At 70.8% G+C, this 16,483-nt stretch carries 19 protein-coding genes, 1 tRNA gene and 1 pseudogene; 11 read left to right on the top strand and 10 right to left on the bottom strand.

The window, feature by feature from the left end:
- Positions 1-46: 46 nt before the first annotated feature.
- Positions 47-1,041, top strand: a pseudogene (locus ACHFIV_RS13400) (hypothetical protein).
- A gap of 108 nt (positions 1,042-1,149) precedes the next feature.
- On the opposite strand, the gene ACHFIV_RS13395 reads toward ACHFIV_RS13400, so the two are convergent.
- Positions 1,150-1,977, bottom strand: a complete 828-nt coding sequence (locus tag ACHFIV_RS13395; protein ID WP_398967350.1) for an NADPH-dependent F420 reductase — start codon at positions 1,975-1,977, stop codon at positions 1,150-1,152.
- 13 nt (positions 1,978-1,990) lie between these two features.
- On the opposite strand from ACHFIV_RS13395, the gene ACHFIV_RS13390 reads away from it, so the two are divergent.
- The 3 genes from ACHFIV_RS13390 to ACHFIV_RS13380 all read left to right on the top strand — a co-directional run bounded on the left by ACHFIV_RS13390 (position 1,991) and on the right by ACHFIV_RS13380 (position 3,263).
- On the top strand, positions 1,991-2,542 hold the full coding sequence (locus ACHFIV_RS13390) for a glycoside hydrolase family 25 protein (protein ID WP_398967347.1): 552 nt from the start codon (positions 1,991-1,993) through the stop codon (positions 2,540-2,542).
- A 126-nt stretch (positions 2,543-2,668) separates the two neighbouring features.
- Entirely contained in the window at positions 2,669-2,884 is a 216-nt protein-coding gene (locus ACHFIV_RS13385; RefSeq protein ID WP_398968264.1) for a hypothetical protein, read from the top strand.
- A 37-nt stretch (positions 2,885-2,921) separates the two neighbouring features.
- The gene (locus tag ACHFIV_RS13380) at positions 2,922-3,263 is read left to right on the top strand and encodes a hypothetical protein (RefSeq protein ID WP_398967344.1); all 342 of its coding nucleotides are present in this window, start codon (positions 2,922-2,924) and stop codon (positions 3,261-3,263) included.
- Between the two features lie 31 nt (positions 3,264-3,294).
- Here the strand turns inward: ACHFIV_RS13380 and ACHFIV_RS13375 are convergent, their stop codons facing one another.
- From ACHFIV_RS13375 to ACHFIV_RS13360, 4 genes are all read right to left on the bottom strand, one after another.
- Complete coding sequence (locus tag ACHFIV_RS13375) at positions 3,295-3,672, bottom strand: VOC family protein (RefSeq protein WP_398967342.1); 378 nt, start codon at positions 3,670-3,672, stop codon at positions 3,295-3,297.
- A 24-nt stretch (positions 3,673-3,696) separates the two neighbouring features.
- Entirely contained in the window at positions 3,697-5,529 is a 1,833-nt protein-coding gene (locus ACHFIV_RS13370) for an FUSC family protein (protein ID WP_398967340.1), read from the bottom strand.
- A 138-nt stretch (positions 5,530-5,667) separates the two neighbouring features.
- Positions 5,668-7,260 (bottom strand): sigma-70 family RNA polymerase sigma factor, encoded by a 1,593-nt coding sequence (locus ACHFIV_RS13365; protein WP_398967337.1) that lies wholly within the window; start codon positions 7,258-7,260, stop codon positions 5,668-5,670.
- A 181-nt stretch (positions 7,261-7,441) separates the two neighbouring features.
- Positions 7,442-7,636: an antitoxin gene (locus tag ACHFIV_RS13360; protein ID WP_398967335.1), complete on the bottom strand. Its 195-nt coding sequence runs from the start codon at positions 7,634-7,636 to the stop codon at positions 7,442-7,444.
- Positions 7,637-7,943: 307 nt separating this feature from the next.
- On the opposite strand from ACHFIV_RS13360, the gene ACHFIV_RS13355 reads away from it, so the two are divergent.
- Entirely contained in the window at positions 7,944-8,750 is an 807-nt protein-coding gene (locus ACHFIV_RS13355) for an SAM-dependent methyltransferase (protein ID WP_398967332.1), read from the top strand.
- A 34-nt stretch (positions 8,751-8,784) separates the two neighbouring features.
- Entirely contained in the window at positions 8,785-10,074 is a 1,290-nt protein-coding gene (locus ACHFIV_RS13350) for an FAD-binding protein (RefSeq protein ID WP_398967329.1), read from the top strand.
- Positions 10,075-10,092: 18 nt separating this feature from the next.
- On the opposite strand, the gene ACHFIV_RS13345 is transcribed toward ACHFIV_RS13350, so the two are convergent.
- From ACHFIV_RS13345 to ACHFIV_RS13335, 3 genes are all read right to left on the bottom strand, one after another.
- Entirely contained in the window at positions 10,093-11,082 is a 990-nt protein-coding gene (locus ACHFIV_RS13345; RefSeq protein WP_398967327.1) for an MASE1 domain-containing protein, read from the bottom strand.
- Between the two features lie 61 nt (positions 11,083-11,143).
- Complete coding sequence (locus ACHFIV_RS13340; protein ID WP_398967325.1) at positions 11,144-11,974, bottom strand: PP2C family protein-serine/threonine phosphatase; 831 nt, start codon at positions 11,972-11,974, stop codon at positions 11,144-11,146.
- Positions 11,975-12,078: 104 nt separating this feature from the next.
- Positions 12,079-12,558 carry a MarR family winged helix-turn-helix transcriptional regulator gene (locus tag ACHFIV_RS13335; RefSeq protein ID WP_398967322.1) on the bottom strand — a complete coding sequence of 160 codons (480 nt, stop codon included), beginning with the start codon at positions 12,556-12,558 and terminating at the stop codon, positions 12,079-12,081.
- A gap of 108 nt (positions 12,559-12,666) precedes the next feature.
- Here ACHFIV_RS13335 and ACHFIV_RS13330 point away from each other — a divergent pair, with 108 nt between their 5' ends.
- Entirely contained in the window at positions 12,667-13,077 is a 411-nt protein-coding gene (locus ACHFIV_RS13330) for an organic hydroperoxide resistance protein (RefSeq protein ID WP_398967319.1), read from the top strand.
- A 44-nt stretch (positions 13,078-13,121) separates the two neighbouring features.
- Here the strand turns inward: ACHFIV_RS13330 and ACHFIV_RS13325 are convergent.
- Positions 13,122-13,194 (bottom strand) — tRNA-Trp (locus tag ACHFIV_RS13325).
- A gap of 163 nt (positions 13,195-13,357) precedes the next feature.
- Here ACHFIV_RS13325 and ACHFIV_RS13320 point away from each other — a divergent pair.
- Both ACHFIV_RS13320 and ACHFIV_RS13315 read left to right on the top strand, forming a co-directional pair.
- A complete protein-coding gene (locus ACHFIV_RS13320; protein WP_398967317.1) occupies positions 13,358-13,519 on the top strand; it encodes a hypothetical protein in 162 nt (53 codons plus the stop codon).
- A gap of 133 nt (positions 13,520-13,652) precedes the next feature.
- Positions 13,653-14,285 carry an SGNH/GDSL hydrolase family protein gene (locus tag ACHFIV_RS13315; RefSeq protein WP_398967314.1) on the top strand — a complete coding sequence of 211 codons (633 nt, stop codon included), beginning with the start codon at positions 13,653-13,655 and terminating at the stop codon, positions 14,283-14,285.
- Between the two features lie 25 nt (positions 14,286-14,310).
- On the opposite strand, the gene ACHFIV_RS13310 is transcribed toward ACHFIV_RS13315, so the two are convergent.
- Complete coding sequence (locus ACHFIV_RS13310; protein WP_398967312.1) at positions 14,311-14,646, bottom strand: ATP-binding protein; 336 nt, start codon at positions 14,644-14,646, stop codon at positions 14,311-14,313.
- 374 nt (positions 14,647-15,020) lie between these two features.
- Here ACHFIV_RS13310 and ACHFIV_RS13305 point away from each other — a divergent pair, with 374 nt between their 5' ends.
- Entirely contained in the window at positions 15,021-15,257 is a 237-nt protein-coding gene (locus ACHFIV_RS13305; RefSeq protein WP_398967309.1) for a DUF397 domain-containing protein, read from the top strand.
- Positions 15,258-15,364: 107 nt separating this feature from the next.
- Complete coding sequence (locus tag ACHFIV_RS13300; protein ID WP_398967307.1) at positions 15,365-16,303, top strand: helix-turn-helix domain-containing protein; 939 nt, start codon at positions 15,365-15,367, stop codon at positions 16,301-16,303.
- Positions 16,304-16,483: the final 180 nt, after the last annotated feature.

Raw genomic sequence — 16,483 nt, 5'->3', positions numbered from 1 at the left:
CGTACACGCAACAGCGTCCAGGACACCGGACCCGAGGAGCCCGCACATGCCGAGCGTCAGTGAACGCGGCCCCACCCGGACCGCCGCCGCAGACGACCGGACGCGCCTGGTGGAACGGCTCATGGAGGGGTTCCCCCTGTTCCGGGAGAGGCTGTCCTCAAGGAGGACCTGCTGCGCGGCGGTATGGCGTCCGACGACTCCGCGCACAGCGAAAACGAACACGGGGACCCGCACCGTGGTGCCGGTACGGGTGAGTCCGGCCTCGCAGTGCCGCGTGGCGGCCGGCACCGACGGCATCCTCGGCCTCTACCTCGACGGCGCCCGCATCTCGGACGTCGGCCTGCCCCCGATGCCTGACTACTACCGCCACACCCTGGCCAACGGGAAGTCCGTCATGGAGGTGGCGCCCACCATCCAGTGCGGCTACCTGATCCACCTCACGGTCTTCCGGGTACGTCAGTACTTCGGCGCAGGGAGGAATGCCAGTACTGCGACATCGACCACAACTGGCGCCAGCACAAGGCGGCTGGACGCCCCTGCACGGGCGTGAAGGACGTGGAGGAGGTCCTGAAGGCGCTCGAGATCATCGACCGGCACGACACCGCGAGGACGACCACCGCGTACACGCTCACGGGAGGCGCGATCACCTCCCACCTCCAGGGCCGTGACGAGGCGGACTTCGACGGGCAGTACGCCGAGGTCATCGAGGAGCGATTCCCCGGCCGCTGGACCGGAAAGGTCGTCGCCCAAGCGCTCCCCAAGGCCGACGTCCAGCGCTTCCACGACTACGGCGTGCACCTCCTTCACGTCGCAGGGCATCACCCCGCGCTTCACCACATGGTGCCCGGAGCCCACGCCCCCCTCGGAAGGACCGCTCCCGACGGCGCGCCCCTCGAGCACCACATCCGGCTGCTCGACGCCTACCGCTCGACGATGGAGGAGCACGGCCTGTCCTCACCGCCCGGATACGGTCCTGCGGGGCCCGGGAGGGCCGTGTTCTCCGGCAGCTCGTTCAGGGACGGTCTCCCCGCCCGGGAATGAGCACCCCGACGGCCTTCTCCCCCGGGGCGGGTGGTGCGAGGGCCCACCGGACGACTCGCGCCGGGCGGAGAGCCGACGCGAAGGCATCGCCGAGGAGACCGGCCGTGGTCAGGCGCGCCACTCGTCGGTGCGCTCCGGGGAGGCCTCGGCCAGGGCCTTGGCGATGGCAGCCGCGTCACCCCGGTTCCCGTACACAGGTGTGCCGGGCTGCTGGCGCCAGGACTCGTCGAGGCCTCCCGCGTCGACGGTGTCGAATCCCAGTTCGTCGATCAGGTCCCGTACCGCCTGCTTGGCCGCCGGGTCGTCGCCCGCGACCGGAAGGGCCTGGCGGCCGGGTGTGCCGTGGGGGAGGCCCTTGTCGAGGATGTCCTGGGCGTACGTGCCGTTGAACGCCTTGATCACCGGGTGGCCGATCTGCTGCTCGGTCCACCGGCTCTCGGTCAGGCCCTCCTCGACAGCGGAGATGCGTCCGTCACGCTGCGGGTAGTAGTTGCCCGTGTCGATGACGGCCACATCATCCGCCGCTCCGTCGAGGATGCCCGAGGGCAGGTCCGGAACCGCCTTGAGCGGGACGGTCACCACGACGATCCGCGCGCCCCGTGCCGCCTCCGTCGCGACGACGGGCGTGGCGCCCGTCTCCTCGGCCAGTGCCTTGAGCGTCTCGGGCCCGCGGGAGTTGGCGACGGACACGTCGTGTCCCAGCGCGGTGAGCCGCCGGGCGAGGTTCCCGCCGATGTTGCCTGCCCCGATGATGCCGATCTTCATGAATTCGACCTTCCGATACCGATACCTGAAGTGAAGGGGTCTCGTCGGATGACCAACCCGGTGGGACAAGGCACTATTCCGAGCGTGCCGAATCGGTTCAGCATCTGGATGACGGATGGTGGAGCGCCAGGTGGGCAAACAGGGGAGAGAAGCGGAACCACTACGCCCCACTTGGAGGTGGACCGTGCTGCACGGCGTCGATGTGAGCGCTTTTCAGACCGACTTCGACACGGACGGCCTGGACTTCGTCTTCGTCAAGGCGACCGAGGGCCGCTCCTACGTCAATCCGAGGCTGAAGAGCCAGGTGAAACGGGCCAGGGACGCCGAGTGCGTCGTCGGCTTCTACCACTTCCTGTGGCCCGGGCACGCCAAGGACCAGGCGGAGTACTTCCTGGACAGAACACCGGTGCGGGAGGGCGACCTCCTCGCTGTCGACTGGGAACGGACGGGGGAGGGGACGCGTGCGAGCAGCGCGGACAAGGACCGTTTCATCCGAGAGGTGAAAAAGCTGAGGCCGCATCACCGGGTACTGCTCTACTGCAATCGCTCCTTCTGGCTCGGCCACGACTCCAGTTCCTACGCCGGCGACGGGCTGTGGATCGCCGACTACGGCAAGGCGGCCGCACCACGGATCGAGTCCGCGTGGCGCATCCATCAGTACACCGACGACCCGCTCGACAAGAACGTGGCCGACTTCTCCTCGAGAGAGGCGTTGCGCGCCTGGTCCACGGCCTGAGTGGCACGTCACGCCCGCGACGGCGCGGGATGCTCGTCAACACGGGCACCACGGCCATCGGCCAATGGAGTGTCCTTTGCCAGCCACTGGTGCAGTGCGCCGGAGGATGACCTGCGGTACTGCGGCATGAGGTCCATCCTGGTCGCCGAGTCAGCAATCGGCCGTCGACCGAAGGAGTGCCGTAGTGACGATGAGGGGCCCCGCGCCATCGGCAGCCTGCCGCGGATCCGCTCCGAGTCGCCGGCGTTCGACGTGCACTATCCGGCGATCCGTGCTCTCGAGGAGACGGCGAACCGTCCGCACGAATCCGTCACGGTGGCCCCCGGGGACAAGCAGGACTGAGGTTCCCGGGCGACGGCCCGAGGAGAGGAGGACCCGCATGCAGCCGGACGAGGAGAGCGCCCGGGGCCTGGCCCAGGTGGAGGGGTACCTGCTCCTGCACGCCGAGGTGGACGAGGCGCGCCGTCAAGCCCGCCGCTTCACCGAAGCACTGCCCTGGCTCACCACCGCCCAGCGCGAGGACGTCGAGCGCGTGTATGTGGCGGACAGGATGGAGGTCTGCCGGGAGATGCTCTCCCGGATCGCCGGCCGTGCCGTCGAACTCCGGGACGAGTACACCGCTCGCTACGACCAGTTGAAGCTGCGCTGCGTGGCGGTGTCCGTCCTGACCGCCGGAGCGGTGGGCGGCACCTGCGCGGTTCTGGCACTGATCACCCGGTGATCCCGGCGTCGGGCGTTCCGGCCCCCTCCGGTCAGTGGCGTACCAGACAGAACGGATGCCCGGCCGGGTCCGCGAACACACGCCAGGCACGCCTGTCGGCCCCACCGTCCAGCACGGTGGCCCCGAGCGCCAGCACCTCCTCCTGGGCGCGGTCCAGGTCCGGGACCCCGAAGTCCAGGTGGAACTGCTGCGGGCGGTCAGGGTCAGGCCACCGCGGAGGCAGGTACTCCTCGACCCGCTGGAAGCAGAACACGAGGCCGGACGGAGCGTGCACCGTCGCCCAGTCCTCGCCCAGAGCCCACCGCTCGTCGGGCCGGCCGGCCTCGCCTCCGAGCACAGCCGCGTAGAACCCGGCCAGTCGCGCCGGATCAGGACAGTCCAACACCACACACTGCAATTCAGCGATCATGCGCCGCATCCTAGAGGCGGGCGCTCACCCCGAGGGGACCATCCGGGCCCGGTCCAGCTCACGGAGGTGCCTGGCGAGCAGTTCCGCGTGCGACGGCGGGATTTCGGCGGCCGGGCGGTCCAACTGAACCGCACATGCCGTGGTGGTGTCGATGAGCCGCTCCACCGCACCTGCGACACCTTCGGACCCGGCCGAGTACCTGGCCACCGGGGGGAGTTCGGCCGCCGACAGTTCGATCGCCCTGCGGGCGGCCGCCAGCGACCGGTAGGCGTCACGGCGCAGGGCTCCTCTCCCGGTGTGGTCCTCCGGGGCGCCCAGGACGTGCCCGAGATAGCGGTGAGCCGCCCGCTCAGCGGTGTCGAGAGCCGCCCGTACGGTGTGGCCACGCCGTCCCGGCAGCGGTAGGTGCCCGACGAGCAGCACCGTCGCGCACGCCGACAAGGACTCGACGATCCGCCCCCAGGAAGCGGCCGGCTCACCACCCAGGATCACCAGGGACAGCACGAGTACGGTGACCACCGCCGTCTGCACCGCGAAGTGACGGGTCGCGACCGGCAGCAGTGCGCCGCACAGTGACACAGTCGCGACCAGCCAGAACGGGCTCGGTGCCAGGAGGCCGAGTACGCCGAAGACCCCGGCCCCCGCGACCGTTCCCACGGCCCTGCACACCACCCGTGAGGCCAGCGGCCCGAGATCGGGCTTGACGAGGAACACGGTCGTGGCGGGCAGCCAGTACCAGTGGTCGTGATGGAACCACTGCGCCACGACCGTGGTCGTGGCACAGCACACCGCGACCCGGAGACCGTACTCCAGCCCCGCCGCGCTCCACGCCCGGCCGAGCCCGGAGGGGCTCGATGCCACATCGCTTCTGCCCGGCGGCGACCAGGGGGACCGGTCGAAGACCGTCGCGGCCCGCAACACGGCATCGTCCAGAGCCCGCAGGGCGGCGTCCGTCCGGGCCGGAGCCGGCAACGGCCCGCAGGGGCCGCCCGTCCGCACTGCGGCCGCCAGCCGTCGGGGGCCTTCCACGATCCGGCCGGGCAGCGGGACCCCGGCCCACGCCAGCGCGGTGGCCGCTTCGGCGAGGGGGAACGCCACCGCGTACTGGGCGCGCAGCCGGCGCTCTGCCGCGGAGCCCGTGCGGCGCCGCAGCCGGGGTCCGGACAGCGCTTCCTGCGCATGGTCGAGCGCGGCGCTCAGCGCCGCACGCCCCGCCCTGGCCCGGGGGCCGCCGACCGCCTCCAGGAGAGCGGCGACGGCCTCGTACACCGCGGCGACCGCTTCCCGCTCCCCGTCCAGCCGGTACGGCCCTGTGCCGATTCCTCCCGGCGAGGGCAGCACCAGCCGCAGCAGGAGGAGCCAGCCCGCACCGGCCAGGAACAGCAGGGCGCGCAGCGGACCGGGCTCCGGCAACGGCATGCCGGCCCCGATCACGACCGCGACCAGCGCCTGTGTGCCGCACGCGGACGCGACAGGTCCCGTGGAGCTGACCGCCCCGGACACCAGGCCCAGCAACCCGAACACGAGGGGCAGCACGACCACGGACCGCCCGCCGCCCACAGCGGCGGCGATCAATGTGCCGAGCAGCAGCCCGGCCGAACCGGCCAGAGCGGGCAGCCCCAGCCGGGCGATCGAGGCACGGCGGCTGCCGGGCCGGTCGTTGATGCCTGCCAGCATCGCGCCGAGGGCTGCGGGGACGCCGGCGGTCGGATGCCCGGCGAGCACCGACACGGACAACGGCATGACGGCCAGCGCCCCGCGCAGTACCGCGCTCCACGGGACCGGTCCGCGCTGGGCACGCAGCGCGTGAGCGAGCCACGGGGGGAGCCGAGGGGCGAGAAGGGAGGGAGTGGGCACCGTGCTCCTGTCCGCGGGAAGGACGTGTGTCGCCGGCGGACGCCTTCGGCCTGGGCTCGTTCCCAGCCTAGATCCTTTACGTGGAGCGGGTGCTACCTGCGCGTTTCCGCGACATGACGGGGCTCCTGCCTCCGGGCGTCACAGCGCGGTGGCGAAGTTCTGGGTCCACACGGGCCCTCCGGCCGAGTCCTCCCTGCCGACCCCGATCTCCTTGAAGGCGCAGTTGAGGATGTTCGCGCGGTGACCCTCGCTCTTCATCCAGGAGTCCATCACCGCCGAGGCCGTCCGCTGGCCCTTCGCTATGTTCTCGCCGTACGTGCTCCACCGGTATCCGACGGCGGTGATGCGCGCGCCGGGGTCCGTGCCGTCCGGCGAGGTGTGCGAGAAGTAGTCCCGCGCCGCCATGTCCGCGGAATGGCGTGACGCGGCCTTCGCCAGCAGGCTGTCGCCGCTCACCGAGCCGCACCCCTCGGCGGCCCGCTCGGCGTTGACCAGAGCGATGACCTCCTCGGTCACCGACGGGGCCGGCGGCGCCTTCGGCGCGGCAGCCGGCGCGGAGGACGGCGTGCGCGGCCTCGGCACCTTCGTGGCAGTGCCTGCGCTCCTGCTGCTCGACGCGGACGGGGAAGCGGGCTCGGAGGGCGACGGCGAAGCCGACGAGGGGGAGGGCGAGGGCGGGAGCGAGGAGGGGGAGGGCACCGGGGACGACGCCGGTGCCGGCGGTGCCGACGGACCGGTGAGCGGCGCGACGGCGGTCGCACCCTCTTCCGCCCCGTCGTCCGTGTACAGGTGGACCGCGGTTCCGCCACCGCCCAGCACCGCGACCGCCGCCAGACCGGCGACGACGGTGGTCCGGCGCCGGCGCCGGGCACCGTCCCGCCGGCGCTCGGCACGTCCGGCGCCGGACACGGGGGCTGCCCCGGGCTGGAACGACGTCGGCAGGAGGTCCGTCCCCGGGCTTCCGGCGACCACCGCCACAGGCACCAGAGCGAGCCCCACCAGCAGGCCTTCCGCCGGTACCAGGCCGGACCGGTGTCCCGCGCACACCGTGCACTCGCGCGCGTGACGAGCCAGGCGCTTGCGCCACAGCGCGGACGGCACCCCGTCCCAGTGAGCCGTCAGGTCATCGAGCAGGACGCAGCGCGGATCCGCCGCCAGGGCGCGTACGACCACCCGGGAGGCTTCCAGCCGCTCCTTCATCCGCTGGACGCGCACCGCGGTGTGCTGGGGCGAAAGGCCCAGGGCGCTCGACACCTCCGCCCGGGACAGCTCGCCCGCGGTCTCCAGCCACCACAGCGAGACCAGTTCGCGGTCCTCGTCGTCCAGCCATCGCGTGGCCTCCGCGGCCTCGCGCCGCTGGCCCGTGAGACCGAGCCGGACGATCGTCAGCTCCACGAAATCGGCGGCCGGGTCGACGACGTCGTACGCGTCCTCCATCCGGTCCGCGGTGACCTCACCGGTCCTGCGCTCGCGCCAGTGCCCGCGTATCTCGTTCATGGTGATCGCCACGAACCAGGACCGGAAGCTCTTCGGGGAGCGCAGGGAGGGCAGACCGCGCAGCATGCGCAGCACACTGTCCTGCACCACGTCGTCGACGTCGGTGTGGCCGTTCAGAGCCCTGCCGACGATGTTGTAGACCAGCGGCAGGTAGGACGCGACGAGCCGGTCCTGTGCCCCGGCGTCGCCCTTCTGCGCGGCCTTGATCAACGCCGTCTCGCGAGTCTCGCCCATGCTGTGCTCACTCTTCCGGGATCCTGTTCCGTCACTGCCCACATTCGGGAGACGCAGTGCGGCGGGGACGATAACAGGAATCCGGTCAGGTGCTCGAGATCCGCTCGTGGGTCCGTACGCGCCGAGCGCCGGACCCGTGACAGCGGCGCTCTCACGGATCCGGCGCCCGGGCGGGAGTTGGTCAGGCGCGCGGCGGGTTGTCAGGGTCGCGATCAGAGCCCAGTTGCTGCTTGAGCTTGTCCTGGCCGGTGTCCACGTGTTTGCCGTACTTGCCCTGGGTCCGGTCGTCGATCATGTCTCCGGCCTTGTCGACGCCCTTGCCGGCCTGGTCCTCGTGGCCCTTCAGCATGTTCTTGATCTTGTCCAGCGCGGACATGGCACACCTCCTCGCCTCGGTTCCCCCACTCGTCCAGGGTCACCGCACATCGCCGGGTCCGCATCCGCGAGCGCGGCCGGACGGTCCGAACGACGGCTCGACGTGTGAAGGGCGCCTGGGTGGGCAGATACCGGATTACCCGAAGGGGGTGGTGGCCGTGGGCCGCATCCAGATCGTCCGTCGTCCGCAGCCCCCCACGGGGCCGCCCCCGCTCGACCTGAGAACACCGTCCGGGCGGCCGCTGCCCTACTGAGTCCCGCCCGGCTGGGCGCCGGCTCCGTCACCGCGCGGTGTGTGAGGCTTCGACATGAGCGATCACCGAAAGCCACCGGCCGACCGGCTGCGGACAGAGGTACCGCACTCGGCCCGTGTCTGGAACTACCTGCTCGGAGGTAAGGACAACTACCCCGCCGACGCCGAGGCGGGCGAGCTGATCCTCGAGACCTTCCCGGACATCGCCCGGATCGCGCGCGACCAGCGTGCCTTCCTCGCGCGGGCAGTCCGTTTCCTGACCGGGGAGGCAGGAATCCGGCAGTTCCTCGACATCGGTACGGGACTGCCCACGGCGAACAACACGCACGAGGTCGCGCAATGGCGGGCTCCGGAGTCCCGCGTCGTGTACGTCGACAACGATCCGCTGGTGCTGACCCACGCCCGAGCGTTGCTCACCAGTACCCCGGAGGGCGCGTGTGCGTACGTCGACGCGGATGTGCGCGACACCGACCGCATCCTCCAGGAGGCCGCCCGGACCCTCGATCTCCAGCGCCCCGTGGGCCTCACCCTCCTGGGCATCATGGGGCAGCTGCCGGACGACGAGGACCCGTGGGACCTGGTCGCACGTCTGGTCGCGGCGCTTCCGGCCGGAAGCTACCTCGCCCTCGCGGACGGCACGGACACCGACGACACGTTGACCCGCGCGATCGAGGCGTACAACGCGCATTCGGCGAGTTCCTATCATCTGCGCAGCCCTGACCGGGTCGCCGCGTTCTTCGACGGGCTGGAACTGGTCCGGCCGGGTGTCGTCAGGACGTCCGACTGGCGTCCCGACCCGGGTGGTGGCGCAGTGGACGGACTGTCGGGCCATGCCGTCAGCGGGGTGGGAAGGAAGCTCTGAGCCCGCGGACGCGCGCAGCGTAAGCTCCGGAGACATGATCGACCAATCGGCGCACGCCCCGTCCGCTCGCCGGACCAACTGGGCCGGCAACATCACCTTCGGCGCGCAGCAGGTGCACACCCCCTCCTCGGTCGCCGAGCTCCAGGAGCTCGTGTCGGCCGGGACGGCTGTCAAGACACTGGGCACCGGTCACTCCTTCAACACCGTCGCCGACACCCACGGCGTGCTCATATCCGTCGCGGGCCTGCCGCGCTCCGTCGAGATCGACCGGGAGGCGCGTACCGCGACGGTGAGCGCCGGACTTCGCTTCGGAGAACTGACAGGAACCCTTCACCGCAGTGGGCTCGCGCTGCACAACCTGGGATCACTTCCTCACATCTCCGTGGCGGGAGCATGCGCCACGGGCACCCACGGTTCGGGCGTGGGGAACCGTTCACTGCCGGGCGCGGTCAGAGCGCTGGAGCTCGTCACCGCGGACGGCGGCACGGTGTCGCTGGAGCGGGGTGACGCCGGCTTCGACGGCGCGGTCGTCGCCCTGGGGGCGCTGGGAGTGGTGACGCGGCTGACCCTGGACCTCGTACCCGCGTTCGACATCCAGCAGTGGGTGTACGAGGGACTCCCGCAGGAGCGGCTGCTCGACCGGTTCGACGAGGTGATGTCCGAGGCCTACAGCGTGAGTCTCTTCACCGGCTGGCACGGAGGCCCGATCGACCAGGTGTGGCTGAAACGGCGGGTCGCGGACGACGGTCCCCACGCAGCCCCCGACCGGTGGCACGGTGCGACACTCGCGCCGGGGCCGAGGCACCCCGTCCCCGGAGTGGCAGCCGAGCACTGCACGCAGCAACAGGGCGTCCCCGGCCCCTGGCACGCCCGGCTTCCCCACTTCCGGCTCGAGTTCACCCCGAGCAACGGGGAGGAGCTTCAGTCGGAGTACTTCGTCGCCCGGCACGACGCCGTGGCGGCCTACGAGGCCCTCGACCGGATCCGTCAGCAGTTCTCGCCCCTCCTCCAGATCGGGGAGATCCGCACCGTGGCCGCTGACGACCTGTGGCTGAGCCCCGCCCAGGGGAGGGACTCCGTGGCCTTCCACTTCACCTGGGTTCCCGACACCGCGGCCGTGACACCCGTCCTCGGTGCCATCGAGGGGGCCCTCGCCCCGTTCGGGGCCCGGCCGCACTGGGGCAAGGTCTTCACCACGCCGCCGGGCACCCTGCGCGAGCTGTACGGCCACTACGCGGACTTCGAGCGGCTCACCGAGCGGCTCGACCCCACCGGCACCTTCCGCAACGACTTTCTGGCGCGCCACTTCCCCCGTACAGGCTGAGTGCCGGAGGCGGACTTCCTAGCCCGAACCGCTCGGTCGTCCGTCGGGCCAGCCCTCTGCCGACGGCCGTGGCGCGAGCTCCTCGACGAGTGCGGCCAGTTCCTCGCACGCCACCTCCGTCTCGTGCCGGATGTTGTTGTGCTCGGTGACGATCGCGGCGAGCAGGAGCGCGGTGAGGGCCACGCAGCCGTTGAGGACGGACAGGTTCAGCATGACCTCGAGCACGGAGTGGCCGGCGAACGGTCCCACACGGTCGGTTCCGGCGACGACCGCCATGACGGACATCATGAGGGCGCAGGGAGCCGTGCCGGCCAGTTGGAAGCGGAGCGCCGCCCAGACCAGGACCGGGAAGAGGAGGTAGATCATGGACAACGGACTCCGGGTCGCGACCACCGTCGCCGCCGCCGCGACGACCGCCAGCGCCGAAGCCTCCGGCCATCGGTCGTCCATTCGCGGCATACGGAACCTTCGCAGGACCAGCAACAGCGGAGTGACCATGAGTACGCCCATCGCGTCCCCCGCCCACCAGGCCGACCAGACCGGCCAGAACTGACGCGCGGGCAGAGCGCCGCTCAGCGTCTGGACGCCCGTGCCGACGGTGGCGCTGATGACCATGCCGCCCATCGCCCCCAGGAAGACCAGAGCGACACCGTCGCGCAGGCGGTCCAGCTGCGCGCGGAAACCCACCGCGCGCAGGGCCAGGAAGGAGCACAGCGGGGCCAGTGCGCTGCCCGCCGCGACAGCGAGACCCCAGAAGCTGGGTCCGTCGCTCATCGTCATGACGGTGAGCAGCGCTCCGACCGCGATACCCGGCCAGATCCGCGGACCCAGGTACAGCAGGGAGGCCAGCGCGATGCCGGACGGCGGCCACAAGGGAGTGACGACCGAGCTTTCCACCCCTACCTGACGGAGCAGACCGATCCGCCCGGAGGCGTAGTAGGCGGCGGCGATGCCCAGCATCTGCAGAACGAGGACGGCTCGGATTCTGGTCTTCTCGCTGCGGATCACGCGTCTCATAAGACACCGCTCGCGGGGGCACGCCGTCGTGACACGCGAGGCAGTGGCCCGCTCACCCGGCGCCCGAGCGGCCATCGTGGCGCAGGACGAGGACGGCCGCGTCATCCTCGTGGCCCGTGAGGGCGGCGGCCTGGAGGACCCGGTCCGCGAGCTCCTCGGCGTCGGCGAGGGCGTAGGCGCTCACCAGACGTCTGATCCGGTCGAGACCGTCCTCGATCGCGAGCGAGGGCCCTTCGATGACCCCGTCGGTGAGCAGGACGAAAGCACCGGCCACATCCAGTTCGCGCCGCGTCACGGGGTAGTGCTGTCGGAGCTCGATGCCGAGCGGCAGGCCGCCCGCGTCGGCGGTGACGCCGGAGCGTCCGTCGGCGGTCGCCCATACGGACGCGACATGGCCCGCCCGGGCGCTCCGCAACTCCCGGGTCCGCGTATCCAGTCGCAGGAACGAGCACGTCGCGAAGAGTGCGGAGTCCATCGACAGGATCAGATCGTTCGTCCGGCCCAGAACCTCGCCCGGATCGGCGGCCGAACTCGCGATGGCGCGCATGGCGATCCGGATCTGGCCCATGAAGGCGGCCGCCTCCACGTCGTGCCCCTGGACATCGCCTATGGCAAGGCCGAGAGCCCCGTCCGGGAGCACGAAGCCGTCGTACCAGTCGCCGCCGATGTCCAGTCCGTCCCGGGCCGGGGCGTAGCGAGCGGCGGTCTGGAGTCCGGGGAACGCCGGCAGCGTAGCGGGCAGCATCTTCCGCTGCAGGGCCTGGGCCAGCTCGACGCGCGCCTGGTGCAGCTCCACCTCCTGCCGGGCGCGGGCGGTCAGATGCTGCAAGGTGCTGAGCAGGTCCTCGGCGCTCGCCGACCGGGGAGTTCGACGCCGGTTCATGGGCCGCTCCGCATAGAGACAGTTCCTGAATCATATTTCGGCGCCCGGACTCCTGCGAGCGCTGTGGCGCGCCCCGCCCCCGGGCGCCGGCGGGACCGGTGGCGTCAGCCGGCCCGGCCGAGGGAAGCGGTGAGCCGTCCCAGGATCTCCTGCAGGGCCAGGACCTCCTGCACCGACAGTCCCGTGGCACGGAGGATCGACCGGGGGACGGGCAGGGCGCGCTCGCGCAGTCGCGCTCCGGCGTCGGTGAGGCGGACCGTGACCGACCGCTCGTCCTCGGGGCTGCGCTCACGCCTGACGAGTCCGGCCGATTCCAGCCTCTTCAGCAAGGGCGACAGCGTGCCGGAATCCAGGTGCAGCCGCTCGCCGATCGTCTTGACCGGAAGGGGGCCGTGTTCCCACAGGACCATCATCGCCAGGTACTGCGGGTAGGTGAGGCCGAGGTCGCTGAGCGCTTCCCGGTAGACGCCGCCGAAGGCGCGGGAGGCCGCCTGCAGCGAGAAGCAGACCTGGTGATCCAGCTTGAGCAGTTCCGTGTCGGGCAGCTCGGCCAGGCCGGGGACAGGGGCGGAAGGTGGCGTCATGGGTCCAGGATACCTGCCGCCCATGATTGAGTTGTGCACAATTTAATTGTGTGTCATTCTTTTGGGGATGGCCGGCCCGCGGTCACGTCGTACGAGAGAAGGTCACCCATGGACGCGCTCTACACCGCCGCCGCCACTGCGAACGGCCGGGAAGGCAGGGCGGTGAGTTCGGACGGACGGATCGACCTCCCGCTCGCCCTGCCGCCGGCGCTCGGAGGCAACGGGCAGGGCACCAACCCCGAGCAGCTCTTCGCCGCCGGGTATGCGGCGTGTTTCGCCAGCGCCATGAGTTCCGTCGCCCGTGAGATGAAGGTCGACACCAAGGACGTGTCCGTGACGGCCGAGGTCTCGATCGGCAAGGACGAGTCGGGCTTCGGCCTCGCGGTCGTCATGCGCGTCGAACTGCCCGAGGCGCTCGAGGGGGAGACCGGCAGGCGCCTGGTGGAGGCGACCCACGCGTACTGCCCCTATTCCAAGGCCACACGCGGCAACATCGACGTCGAGCTCGTCATCGAGTAGCGGACCCGGTTCCCCACCCGTCGCCGGGTGGGGAACCGATCCCGCAGGGGAGGCAGGAGTCGAACCTGCGGCATCCGGTTTTGGAGACCGGCGCTCTGGCCTCTGAGCTACACCCCTTCGGCGGAAGCAGCCTCCCAGCAGCCCGCACCGCCGACAACCGGTTTTCCGGTGGCCTCGGTCACTTCCGGAGCCCACCCCCCGGACGGCCGGGCGGGAACGCGTACACTCGGCTCCCGTTTCCGCTGATTGGCGGGCATAACCGATCGATGGGCAGTTTCACGTGAGTTCCACAGAGGCATCCGACGCGCCGATCTACGCCGGTCTGGTGGAGGAGCAGGGTGACGTTCCGGCCGAGGTGCGGCGAGTCGCCGAGGAGACGCTGCAAGAGGTGCAGAGTGTGCTCGACTTCAGCGCGGTGCGGGCGACGGCCGCCGCCCGCTGAGCCTGGTCATGCCCGGCGCCGCTGAGCATGGTCCGGATCATGCCCGGCGTCGCTGAGCCTGGTCCGGGTCATGCCGGGTATCCGTGGGCAGGATCATTCCCCGCCCCTGGCCCCTCACCGTTCGGAGCACCGCGTGACCATCAGCCTGCACCGCTCAGCAACCGTCCTGTTCCAGGGCGACAGCATCACCGATGTCGGACGGCTGACGGAACGGGACACCCCTCTGGGCAACGGCTACGCCCGGTTGGCCGCCGAGCGCGTGCGGTCCGCGCGACCCGACAGTGACATCACCTTCGTCAACCGGGGCGTCAGCGGTGACGGGATCTCGGATTTGCGCGCTCGCTGGCGTGAGGACGCCCTGGAGCTGGAGCCGGACGTGTTGTCGGTCCTGATCGGCGTGAACGACACCTGGCGCCGCTACGCCACCGGCGCGGTCACCACGGCGCGTGCGTTCGAGGACGACTACCGTGCCATCCTCACGCAGGCCCGGGAACGACTGGACGCCCAGCTGATCCTCATCGAGCCCTTCCTCGTGCCGGTACACGAAGAGCAGTGGGCCTGGCGAGAGGACCTCGACCCCAGGATCCAGGCGGTCCGCCGGCTGTCCGAGGAGTTCGACGCGGCCCTGCTGGCTGCGGACGGCCTGCTCAACCAGGCGGCGCGTGCCGCCGGCGGGGCGGAGTACGTCGCGGGTGACGGAGTCCATCCGACCCCGCTCGGGCATGCGCTGCTGGCGGAGGCCTGGACGGCACTGGCAGGGCTGTAGGACGCGGGGCCGGGGAGAGCGGAGATCATGGCCGGAGGACGGGGATCACGGCCCAGACGGTCTTGCCCCTCCGGGTGGGACGCGACCAGCCCCAGGAACTGCTCAACGCGTCGATGATGCGCATGCCCCGGCCGCGCTCCAGAAACTCGTCCGCGGGGCGCAGCACGGGCACTTCGGGGCTCAGGTCGCTCACGGCGCAGACCAGGGTCCCGTCCTGACAGGCGAGGCCGAGCCGGGCGTGCCCGGCGTTCCGTGCGGCCGCCCTCCCGTGGCAGACCGCGTTGCTGGCCAACTCGCCCGCGACAAGGGCAGCGTCGTCCGCGCAGGCGCGCAGGCCCCACCCCTCGAGTGCGTCACGCACGAACGCCCTTGCCTGCCGCAGACCCTCCGCATCCGCCCCCAGGCCGCGAGTGAGAAACCCGGGGGCGCCGATTCCGAGATCCCGCGCGAGCTCCTGGTGCGGATCCGGGCCGTCCCCGGGCGAATTGGGCGGGAAGGCCGCTGCTCCGTGACGTGGTCCGCTCTCCGCGTGCATGAGCGCTGATCACCCTCCGCTGTGGGCTGGTCGGTGGTGCCTCGAGGGCCGGGCGGCCACTAGTATCCTCGCCGTCCGTGCGTGGGTGCAATTGCATCCGGAATTGCACCCACGGGTGTGAGTGGAAAACACCTGTTCACCCGGTACGGACGCTGGTGGCACAGCAGATCGAGTCAGCGCGACGAAAAGGAATGGACCGCATGCAGCACATCGACAACGGCGTTCCCGCCAACTCCCTGACCGGCGTGGAGTGGAAGAAGAGTCATCACAGCAACCCCAGTGGGAACTGCGTCGAGATGGCGCTGCTGCCGGGAGGGGCGGTGGCCGTACGCAACTCCAGGTACCCCGACGGCCCCGCCCTCGTGTACACCGGCGACGAGGTGCGCGCGTTCCTCGCGGGCGTCCGGGACGGCGACTTCGACACCATGACCGGCTGAATTCTCGTCAGAACAGGCCGAAAAAGCACGGCACTCGCGCATCGGCCGGGCCTCGGTGGGCTCCTGATGGCACACTGGCGTGAAGACGTCCGCCCTCAGGAGTCCGCATGCCCGGCATCGAACCGCTCAAGCCGTCACGGAAGCCGACGCTCGCCCCGGCCGCGGGGGCAAGTCCCACGGCGCTGCGTCTGGTTCTGGGCGCGCAACTGCGGCGGATGCGCGGCGAGGCGGGCATCACGCCCGACGCAGCCGCCGACCGGATCCGGTGTTCGACGGCGAAGATCAGCCGGATGGAGACGGGGCACTCGCCGTGCAAGGAGCGGGACGCAGCCGATCTGCTCGTGCTCTACGGTGTGACGGACCCGGTGAGGACGGCCGAGTTCATCGACCTGGTGCGCAGGGCCGGACAGCGGGGGTGGTGGCGCAACTACGCCGACGTTCTGCCCGACTGGTTCGAGCCCCTGGTCGGCCTCGAGGAGGCCGCCTCCTCGATCCGTACGTACGAGGGGCACTACATCCCGGGGCTCCTGCAGACGGCGGACTACGCCTATGCGGTGGTGCGCTCCGGGCACGCGCTCGAATCGGAGGAGATCACCCGGCGCCGCGTCGAACTGAGGCTCAGACGACAGCAGCTGTTGCAGCGACGCGACGCCCCGAAGCTCTGGGTGCTGCTGGACGAGGCGGTTCTGATGCGCCCGACGGGCGGCACAGAGGTGATGCGCGCGCAGCTCGCCCATCTGCTGGACATGACGGAACCGCCGCATGTGATCGTGCAGGTGGCCCCCTTCGACGTGACCGCCCACACGTCTCCGGGAAACGGCATCACCTATCTGCGGTTCGCCATGGACGGGCTCCCCGACGTCGCGTACATCGAGCACCTGACCAACGCCACTTCCGTGAACAAGCAGGAGAGCACGGATGAGTACCGATGGATCCTGGACTCGCTCAGCGCCCAGTCCCCGAACCCGGTGGAGAGCAGAGACCTGTTGAGGCAGGCACTCGAGCGCTACAGCTCGGCCGGCCGGTCCGCCCGACCACTCCGCTGAGTAAAGTGGGTCTCGGGTCGCTACTCGCGGTCAGGGCCCGGTTATGGCTCCGTAGCCAGGTCGCGGCGTCCATGTCGATCAGAGACCTGACGGCCCGGCCGACGGGCAGCCCGGAGCTCGGACGCGGCCAACCTGGCGCCGGGGCCGACGGGCCACCGCGCCGGAGGCGGTTGACCGCCG

It is taken from the genome of Streptomyces sp. ALB3 (assembly GCF_044385685.1).
GTDB lineage: Bacteria > Actinomycetota > Actinomycetes > Streptomycetales > Streptomycetaceae > Streptomyces.
The sequence above is the reverse complement of the archived record's forward strand: the minus strand, read 5'-3'. Positions and strand labels throughout refer to the sequence as shown.

What these genes read in the sequence shown, in the direction of transcription:
- ACHFIV_RS13360 (WP_398967335.1), bottom strand. Translation starts at nt 7,636, where the DNA reads ATGTCCGCGCTGGACAAGATCAAGAACATGCTGAAGGGCCACGAGGAC.
- ACHFIV_RS13385 (WP_398968264.1), top strand. Translation starts at nt 2,669, where the DNA reads ATGAGGTCCATCCTGGTCGCCGAGTCAGCAATCGGCCGTCGACCGAAG.
- ACHFIV_RS13380 (WP_398967344.1), top strand. Translation starts at nt 2,922, where the DNA reads ATGCAGCCGGACGAGGAGAGCGCCCGGGGCCTGGCCCAGGTGGAGGGG.
- ACHFIV_RS13300 (WP_398967307.1), top strand. Translation starts at nt 15,365, where the DNA reads ATGCCCGGCATCGAACCGCTCAAGCCGTCACGGAAGCCGACGCTCGCC.
- ACHFIV_RS13305 (WP_398967309.1), top strand. Translation starts at nt 15,021, where the DNA reads ATGCAGCACATCGACAACGGCGTTCCCGCCAACTCCCTGACCGGCGTG.
- ACHFIV_RS13330 (WP_398967319.1), top strand. Translation starts at nt 12,667, where the DNA reads ATGGACGCGCTCTACACCGCCGCCGCCACTGCGAACGGCCGGGAAGGC.
- ACHFIV_RS13340 (WP_398967325.1), bottom strand. Translation starts at nt 11,974, where the DNA reads ATGAACCGGCGTCGAACTCCCCGGTCGGCGAGCGCCGAGGACCTGCTC.
- ACHFIV_RS13350 (WP_398967329.1), top strand. Translation starts at nt 8,785, where the DNA reads ATGATCGACCAATCGGCGCACGCCCCGTCCGCTCGCCGGACCAACTGG.
- ACHFIV_RS13335 (WP_398967322.1), bottom strand. Translation starts at nt 12,558, where the DNA reads ATGACGCCACCTTCCGCCCCTGTCCCCGGCCTGGCCGAGCTGCCCGAC.
- ACHFIV_RS13375 (WP_398967342.1), bottom strand. Translation starts at nt 3,672, where the DNA reads ATGATCGCTGAATTGCAGTGTGTGGTGTTGGACTGTCCTGATCCGGCG.
- ACHFIV_RS13355 (WP_398967332.1), top strand. Translation starts at nt 7,944, where the DNA reads ATGAGCGATCACCGAAAGCCACCGGCCGACCGGCTGCGGACAGAGGTA.
- ACHFIV_RS13365 (WP_398967337.1), bottom strand. Translation starts at nt 7,260, where the DNA reads ATGGGCGAGACTCGCGAGACGGCGTTGATCAAGGCCGCGCAGAAGGGC.